General features: G+C 66.5%; 3 protein-coding genes. 1 reads left to right on the top strand and 2 read right to left on the bottom strand.

The genetic code is table 11. The annotated features are described in order from the left end of the window. The coding region (locus ACIRA7_RS15650) for a rhodanese-like domain-containing protein (protein ID WP_396221770.1) at positions 1–958 on the top strand (958 nt) is incomplete at its 5' end. A 217-nt stretch (positions 959–1,175) separates the two neighbouring features. On the opposite strand, the gene ACIRA7_RS15645 is transcribed toward ACIRA7_RS15650, so the two are convergent. Beyond that, positions 1,176–1,697, bottom strand: coding sequence for a MarR family transcriptional regulator (locus ACIRA7_RS15645; protein WP_396221769.1), 522 nt, complete (start codon positions 1,695–1,697; stop codon positions 1,176–1,178). A gap of 218 nt (positions 1,698–1,915) precedes the next feature. Continuing rightward, on the bottom strand, positions 1,916–3,775 hold a 1,860-nt coding region (locus ACIRA7_RS15640; RefSeq protein ID WP_396221768.1), incomplete at its 5' end, for a M1 family metallopeptidase.

Raw genomic sequence — 3,775 nt, 5'->3', positions numbered from 1 at the left:
TATGGCCGACACGATGGAAGCGGCGGCACGTACGCTGTTCCGTTCGCTGCAGAAGTTCCGGGCGCTCCCCGACCACCTGCAGGTGTGGCCAGGGCATGGCGCGGGCTCGGCCTGCGGGAAGGCGCTGGGCGCCGTGCCCTCGTCCACGGTGGGCTACGAGAAGCGAGCCAACTGGGGGGTGGCCGAGCACGACGAGGCGGCGTTCGTTGCCGCGGTGCTCGAAGGGCAGCCCGAGCCGCCGCGGTATTTCGCGGTGATGAAGCAGCTCAACCGAGACGGACCGCCGGTGCTGGGCCAACCGCCGGTGGCGCGACGATTGTCGGCCGCCGAGGTCGTGTCCGGATCGTCGATCCCGACGCGCTGGCTCCTCGACCTGCGCCCGGCAAACGAGTTTGCCGAGGGCTTCATTGACGGCAGCCTGTCGTTGCCGTATTCGAAGCGCTTCAGCACCTGGGCCGGCTCGATCATTCCGGTGACCGACGAGATCGTGCTGCTGTCGGCGAACGGGGACGACGTACCACACGCGGTCCGTGACCTGTCGCGCATCGGCTTCGACCGGGTCGTTGGCTGGGTCGAGGCGGCCGAGGCGCTGCACGCCTGGCGTGCGGCGGGCCATGCGCTGGCCACGATGCGGCACCTGTCGGTTTCCGACGCCGAGTCGCAGCGGACCGACGGCCCCATGACGCTGGTCGATGTCCGCGGGCGCACGGAATGGGAGGCCGGTCATGTCGGCGGGGCCCTCCATGTGCCCCTGGGCGACCTCCGCCAACGGCTCGACGCATTGCCGTCCACGCCGCTGCTGGTGCACTGCCAGTCGGGGGCGCGCTCGACGATAGCGACCAGCCTCCTGCATCGCCTCGGCCGTCGGGACGCGGTGAACGTGCTGGGCGGTTTCGCGGCGTGGCGGGCGGCCGGGCTTACGGTGGCGGCGCATTCGGCGCTGGGACGAGACGAATGACGCTAGAGTGACGCCTCCGGGCTATCGTGCTCAAGCGGGTCGACCAACCTGCTCGGTGGCGGCGTGTAGCCTCACCGGAATCGCGCGATGACATGTTGCCCAGTCAGTTGACTGAGTGAATTCGTGAAATGCACTGAGCCGCCCCGGCCTCCTGGGCGGCTTCGTGCATTTCGACCACGGCGCCGGCCCGGCCGGGCCGGGCGACGCCGTGGTCCACTCAGCCCGCGAAGAGTCGGTGCGCCAGATGGTCGGCGGCCACAGCGCGCTGCGAACTGGTGCCCACGCGCAGGATATCGACGACGGCTAACAGCTGATGCAGCTGGGCATCGCGGGTCGCGACCTTGGTGACGCCGTTGAAGAGCGGCACGAGCGTTTGACCGCGCACCACCCCGCCGTCCATCGGCCACACCATCGACGGCATGGTCGACCCGTCGTCGAAGAGGGCCGAGAGGTCGGGGTGCGAGCCGGCGGTCGGCAGCCCCTGCCGCTCGGGCCCGTACACCGGTGGGAACGCATAGCGCACCCCGTGCCGAAGGAATTCGTGGCACGCCTCTGGGTTGATCGTGCGGCTGGACGGCTCGCAAAGTCCGGCCTGCTGCAGTCTGGCCACCGATCGGTGTGCCGCGCTGGTGCTGGTGACCAACGCGGTGGAGAGCGGCTCATATCGGTCTTCCGGCACCAGCAGCAGGCGGAGGGCCACGGCGACGTCGAACGGACGGAGAGAGGGCTGGGTGGGCACCGGATTTCATTGCATGAGGTACCGGAGAACAGCGGCGCGCCATCCTCCACGGGCTTCACCGTAAGGTACGACCCGCTGGGGGCTCCGTAGCTTCCACCGCTCACCATGCGATCCCTAAAAACATACCGTTCATCCCAGCTATTCTGCCATCCGACACGCCTTTGTCACTGTTCAGCGGATACGGATTAATCTTGCGTTAATCGTGGCGTCGGATCGAGTCATGGAAGAGCACGCTTGGCCCCCCAGCGGTTGTTCGTCCGATCCACATCGATCAACCGCTGTTCGGGATCCAACTCGATGTGGACGAGCTGTTTCCTGGTGAACGCATACTCGCGAACGTAGTTGCGCGAGTTCGTACTCCAGACCTCTGCGGGATACTCATAGTCCTGCGTGGTACCATCACTGAAGGTGAACCGTGCGCGCACCGGCAACACGCCGCGCTCGCGATTACCGTAGCGCACGCCGACAAACATCGTGTCGCCTTTGGTGCGCGTGATCACGCTGTCGACGCTCTGGTCGAAGCGGGCATTCTCGACGAACCACTGACGCCAGAACCAGTCGAGACGCCGGCCGCTGACGTCCTCCATGGTGCGGTAGAAGTCGGCCGGTGTGGGATGCTTGTACGCCCACCGCGCGATGTAGCTGCGGAACGCGTCGTCGAAGGCAGCCGGCCCGAGGATTTCCTGCCGCAGCAGCTGCAGGCCGACGCTGGGCTTCACGTACGCGGCCTCGCCGAGCAGCGCCGGGTTGATGCGATCGGGATTCATATCGACCGGCTTGTCGATGCCCTGCACCATGTACTGCTCCACCATGCGCCGTTCTTCGGCGGCACGCGCCAGCTGATCGCCACGCTCGGGATACCGGCGCGCTTCGGAGAAGGTGTTGATGAACGTGTTGAAGCCTTCGTCCTGCCACATGTACGCCCGCTCGTTGCTGCCCACGATCATGGGGAACCACATGTGCCCGATCTCGTGCGTCACTACGTTGTACAGGTCGTACACATCGTTGCTGATGTTCTCCATCGCGATCATCGGATACTCCATGCCGCTGATCGGTCCTTCCACCGCCGAGATGTGCGGCCAGGGATACGGGAACCAGCGCTCCGAATACTCGATGATCGACTGGCGCGACTGGTCGGCGGCGTCATGCCAATTCACCGCCGCGGCGGGGCGATAGTAGGCGTAGGCCATGATCCCCTTCCAGCTGGACGCATCCCACTGGAAGTCGGGCGACGCCGCCCACACGGCGTCGCGCACATTCTTCGCGCGGAAACGCCACGTCATCATGCCGCTCGTCCGCGCACGCGCGGTGCCCTTGGCGAGTTCCTCGGCCGTGATGAGCCGGATCACGGTGTCCGACCTGGCGGCCAACGCGTGACGAGCGATTTGCGTCGGCGTGAGCACCTCGCGCGCGTTCTGCAGTGCACCCGTGGCCGCCACGATATAGCCGGACGGTACCGTGATCGCGAGCGTGTAGTCGCCGTAGTCGAGATAGAACTCACCCTGCCCGAGGTACGGCTCGATGTTCCATCCGCGCACGTCGTCGTACACGGCCGCTCGCGGAAACCACTGCGCAATCTCGTACAGCGCGCCGTCGCGGCCCATGCGGTCGGCTCCGTGCTCGGGCACCGGGAAGCTCCACGCCATGTCCAGCACGGCCGTCTTCCCCGGGGCCAACGGCTCGGCGAAATCGACCTTCATCATCGTCTCGTTCAGGCGGCGGGCGAGCGGCATCCGCCGGGGGGCCCCGCCCTTCGCCGAGGCGAGGACTTGCTCGAGCTTCGAAAAGGTGTAGCCGCCGTCGAAGCCGCGTGCGCCGAAGCGCGACTCTTCAGGGAAGATGTAGGAGTTGAGCGACTTGGCGCGAAACGCGTTCTGCTCGACTTGCAGCCACATGAAGCGCAGCGTGTCTGGCGACCGGTTGGTGTAGCGCAGCGTGAGTTCGCCCGTGACGACTTTAGCCGCCGTATCGAGCGTGGCGGCGAGGGTGTAGTCGGCGCGGTTCTGCCAGTACTTCGCACCGGGTGCGCCGCTCCCGCTTCGCGATTCGTTGGCCGTGGGCAATACGAGCGGCGCGAA

Source organism: Gemmatimonas sp. (assembly GCF_044376735.1).
Classification (GTDB): Bacteria; Gemmatimonadota; Gemmatimonadetes; order Gemmatimonadales; family Gemmatimonadaceae; genus Gemmatimonas.
The sequence above is the reverse complement of the archived record's forward strand: the minus strand, read 5'-3'. Positions and strand labels throughout refer to the sequence as shown.